This is a genomic window from Caballeronia sp. M23-90, assembly GCF_053574605.1.
Window position 1 is genome coordinate 1 of sequence record NZ_JBSIPA010000708.1, and the last position, 2,214, is coordinate 2,214.

Consider the following 2,214-nt stretch of genomic DNA (forward strand, 5'->3'; position numbering starts at 1 on the left):
TCTCCCGCAGCGGGCTTCCCTGCGGCTGGAGCCGCCGCTGCCGTGCTTGTGCCAGTACCGATAGTCAGGCCCTCGGCCTGCAAGCGCTCGACCGTCTTGCCGCCCATCCCCTTCACGCGTTTGGTGAGTTCGGCTGCATCCTTGAACGGACCGTGCGCCTCGCGTTCGTCGAGAATGGCTTTCGCCTTGGCCGGCCCGATACCTTTGATACCGCGCAGTGCATCGGAATTGGCTGCGTTGATATCGACGGCTGCAAACGCCGATGCCATGGATACAGCCAGAGTGAATGCCGCAACGAATTTCTTGATCATGTGAGTCTCCCTTGAAAACCGGTCCGCGCTGATCGCTGACCCGGAGACCCAGTGTAGAAAAACGGCAAGTGCTTTTATAGCTGACCGAATAGCCAACGCACGTAGCGATCAACGCCTTCCTGCACCGTCAGGAACGGCGCGTCGTAACCCGCCTCGCGCAACTTCGACTGGTCCGCCTGCGTGAAGCATTGATACTTGCCGCGCAGTGCGTCGGGGAACGGAATGTATTCGATCAGGCCACGCTGCACGAGCTCGGCGAGCGACAACGGCGGCTCGCCATTGATGGCGCGCAATGAATTCACGACCGTCGATGCAATGTCGTTGAACGGCTGAGCCCGCCCGGTGCCCAGATTGAAGATGCCCGACTTCTCCGGGTGATCGAAGAAATGCAGGTTCACCTTCGTCACGTCTTCCACGGAAACGAAATCGCGCGTCTGCTCGCCCGCACCATAACCGTTGTATTCGCCGAACAGCTTCACTTTCCCTTCGGCGCGAAACTGGTTGAAGTTGTGGAACGCCACGGACGCCATGCGTGCCTTGTGCGTTTCGCGCTGACCATAGACGTTGAAGTAGCGGAAGCCCGCTATCTGGCTTTTCGCGGTCGGGAGGACCTGGCGAATGATCTGGTCGAAAAGAAACTTCGAGTAGCCGTAAACGTTCAGCGGCTTTTCAAGTTCGCGCCTTTCCACGAACTTGCTCGATCCGCCATAAACCGCCGCCGAGGATGCATACAGGAACTGCACGCCATTTTCGAGGCACGTGTCCAGCACGTCGCGGCTGTAGCGGAAATTGTTTTCCATCATGTAGCGGCCGTCGGTCTCCATGGTGTCGGAGCACGCGCCTTCGTGGAAAACCGCTTTGACCTTGCCGAAATCGCCGCGTTTGAAGCGCGCGACAAACTCGGTCTTATCGAGATAATCATCGATCTCGCAGTCGACCAGATTCTTGAATTTGTCGGCGCGCGTGAGGTTATCGACCGCGATCACGCGTTGCTCGCCACGCTCGTTGAGCGCCTTGACGAGATTGCTGCCAATAAACCCGGCCGCGCCGGTAACGATGATTGTCATGGTGTTCTTAGCCGAAAGATCAGGCGAAAAGTTCGTTGTAGTCGACGGTCGCCGTACCCAGCTTTCCGACGACGATTCCCGCCGCCCGGTTCGCGTAAGCAATACAGTCAATCAGCGGCACGCCCGCGCCCAGCATGGTTGCAACGGTTGCAATGACCGTGTCTCCCGCACCCGAAACATCATACACTTCACGTGCATCGGCCTGCGTGTGGACCACCTGGTCGGCGGTGAAAAGCGTCATGCCTTCTTCCGAGCGCGTCAGCAGCAGAGCACTGATTTCCAGCGATTCACGCAGCGCCGTCACCCGTTGCAGCAGATCTTCCTCGGAGCTCCAGCGCCCGACCACTTCGCGCAATTCGGCGCGGTTTGGCGTGATCAGCGTGGCGCCGCGATAGCGGTCCCAATCGTCGCCCTTCGGATCGACCAATACCGGTTTGCCGGCGCGGCGGGCATCGGCGATCATTTGCGTGACGTGAGTCAGACCGCCCTTCGCGTAATCCGACATCAGGATCACGTCGTGTTGCGGCAAAAGCGTTTCGAAGCGCGCGAGACACGCGCTCAACACTTCGTGCGTGGGCGAGTTCTCGAAGTCCACACGCAGCAGTTGCTGCTGCCGCGACAACACCCGCAGCTTGATGGTCGTGAGCAATGCCGGATCGCGTTCCAGATGAGCCGTCACCCGGCTTTCGTCCAGCAACTGGACGATGCACTCGCCGGGCTCATCGTGACCGACCACGCACAACAGTCCTGCTTGCGCACCAAGCGCCGGTGCCGGTCGTTCACGTGCAGCGCAAGGAAGACCGGCTCGGGGGCGCGGCGAACGTCGCGCGCAACGA

3 protein-coding genes are annotated in these 2,214 nt (G+C 60.0%); all 3 read right to left on the bottom strand.

The annotated features are described in order from the left end of the window. On the bottom strand, positions 1 to 311 hold a 311-nt coding region (locus tag ACRXB1_RS34940), incomplete at its 3' end, for a ComEA family DNA-binding protein (RefSeq protein WP_449494642.1). 74 nt (positions 312 to 385) lie between these two features. Further along, entirely contained in the window at positions 386 to 1,378 is a 993-nt protein-coding gene (rfaD, locus tag ACRXB1_RS34945) for an ADP-glyceromanno-heptose 6-epimerase (protein ID WP_449494643.1), read from the bottom strand. A 19-nt stretch (positions 1,379 to 1,397) separates the two neighbouring features. After that, positions 1,398 to 2,214, bottom strand: an 817-nt coding sequence (locus tag ACRXB1_RS34950; protein WP_449494644.1) for a PfkB family carbohydrate kinase, incomplete at its 5' end; no start/stop codon positions are given.

Coding starts and splice junctions, on each gene's coding strand:
- rfaD (WP_449494643.1), bottom strand. CDS start 1,378: ATGACAATCATCGTTACCGGCGCGGCCGGGTTTATTGGCAGCAATCTC.